We start from the raw sequence: 2,167 nt of genomic DNA, 5'->3' as shown, positions 1-2,167 counted from the left end.
GCATCGTGGGCAGCGGCGACCACCTCGCCCGTGGCCGGATGAACCGCCAGCTCATGGACGGCTACGGTCGGCAGGTTGGCATTGAGCTTCGTCCAGCTTGCGCCGCGATCCAGGCTCACAAAGGCCGCCAGCTCCGTGCCACAGTAGAGCAAGTCCGGCACGGCGGTGTCCTCACGGAGGCAGCGGGTCGAGCCAAAGGCGGGGAGCTTGGCATGGAGCGGCTTCCAGGTCTCGCCGAAGTCCTCGGTAGCAAAGAGGTAGGGCTTGTCGTCGTCGGAGCGGTGGCCGTCCAGAGCGACATAGGCACGCCCCTCGACAAAGCGCGATGCCTCGATCGTCGCGACGCAGCGCCAGCCGGAGATTCCGAGCTTCTTGGAGACCTCTTTCCACTCTTTGCCGCCATCGCGGGAGACCCAGAGCATGCCGTCATCCGTGCCCACCCAGAGCACGTCCCGGTTTAGCGGCGACTCCGCCAGCGCCGTGGCAGTTCCCCGATCCGAGCGCCCCAGCTTGGGCGAGGTGATGCGCAGGTCGCTTCCCTTGTTCACGGACTTAAAGACATAGTTTCCGGCGGAGTAGAACAGCTTCTGGTTGTGCGCCGAGAGAATATAGGGGGTGTTCCAGTTGAAGCCAAACGTCTTGTCTTTTTCCCGGCGCGGGGAGATCGAGCCGCGCTCACCGGTACGCAGGTTGGTGCGGGAGATCGAGCCGCCCTGGCTCTCGGTATAGACCCAGTCGGGCTCGTCTTGATCCACGCGAGTCACAAAGCCATCGCCGCCAGAGATCGAGAGCCAGTCGTCGTTGGAAGCTCCAGTGCCCATGAGCGTATTGGTGGGGCCGCCCCAGCTTCCGTTGTCCTGAAAGCCCGCAAATACCCAGAACGGCTCCTTGGGACTGAACGAGACATGGTAGGCCTGCCCAATGGCGACATGGGCCAAGTGCTCCCAGTTGGCGCACTGGTCGTAGGTGACATAGGTGCCGCCATCGCAGCCCAGGATCATGTGGCGGCTGTCGCGCGGGTTGATCCAGAGCGCGTGCTGGTCGGGATGGACTTGTGTTCCGGCGTCGTCGGTGAAGGTCTTGCCCCCATCGCGGCTCTGGTGCATCTCCACCCCGAGCACGTAGAGGTTCTGGTCGTTGGTCGGGTCGACGCGGATCTGCGAGAAGTACATCGGGCGTGGGTTGAGGGAGTTGATGCGCTTCCAGGTCTCGCCGCAGTCGTCGGAGCGGTAGATGCCGCCGTACTCGTGGCCACTCTCCCCCTGCTTGCTCATCACATTGGCGGCCTGGCCCAGGTAGTTGAACTCGTAGGGACGCTTGGGGAGCTCGATCTTGGGACGCTCCACGGTGACTTTTTTGCTGGCTCCCTCGCGGAGCACGGTGAGGGTTACTTTCTCGCCCGGCTTAACGGCAGTGAACGCCGCCAGAAGCGAGGCGGTGTTGGTGGTGGGAGCGCCGTTGGCCTCCGTCACCGTGTCGCCCTGCTCGATTCCCGCCTTATCGGCAGCGCCCTCGTCGCGCAGAAAGGCGACCGTCACCCCTTTCTCGCCGTCACGTACGAACGCCCCGATCAGCGTCCCCAGATCCGGTGCTTCCTCGGCCTTTGCCTCATCAAGAACCACCGAGATTTCTTGCTCCTTGCCATCGCGCAGGATAGTGAGCGTCACCGTGTCACCGGGGTTGGCATCGCGCACCTTGGCGATGAGCTGCCGGTAGGCGATGGGAGTGCCTTTGAGCGCCTTGATGATGTCGCCGGTTTTCAGGCCCGCTTTCTCTGCCGCACCGCCCTTGACCACCTGCGCCACTTTAATGGCTCCCGCGACACGCAGCTCTTCGTCCTGCCCGACAATGCCCAGCGAGCCGTACTTGGGCTGTGGCCCCTGCCCGATCTTCTCGCAGTCCACAATGGCAAAGACTGTATTGGGGTTCTTGGCGTAGAAGTCCAGCCCGATACGCCCGATCTTGTTACTAGGGAGCCCCTTGGTGAGCTTTTTCCAGCTCTTGCCGCCATCGGTGGTCTTGTAGTTTCCGGCGTGCTTGCCCCACTTCACCTCGGGGTCGTAGCCATCGGTGCCATCAGGTGGCTTGAGCACCGACCAGGCATCGAACTCATCGCGCTTGCGCTCCCAGAGTGCCACGAGCATCGTGTTGGGATCGTCTGGCTTGA

1 protein-coding gene is annotated in these 2,167 nt (G+C 63.1%); it reads right to left on the bottom strand.

Annotated elements, in window-relative coordinates; all coding sequences use genetic code 11:
• Positions 1–2,167, bottom strand: a 2,167-nt coding sequence (locus RMO15_RS31600) for a PDZ domain-containing protein (RefSeq protein WP_309722765.1), incomplete at both ends; no start/stop codon positions are given.

The sequence above is a fragment of the Armatimonas sp. genome, from assembly GCF_031410135.1.
GTDB lineage: Bacteria > Armatimonadota > Armatimonadia > Armatimonadales > Armatimonadaceae > Armatimonas.
Note: the sequence above shows the minus strand (reverse complement) of the source record. Positions and strands in the feature narration are given on the sequence as shown.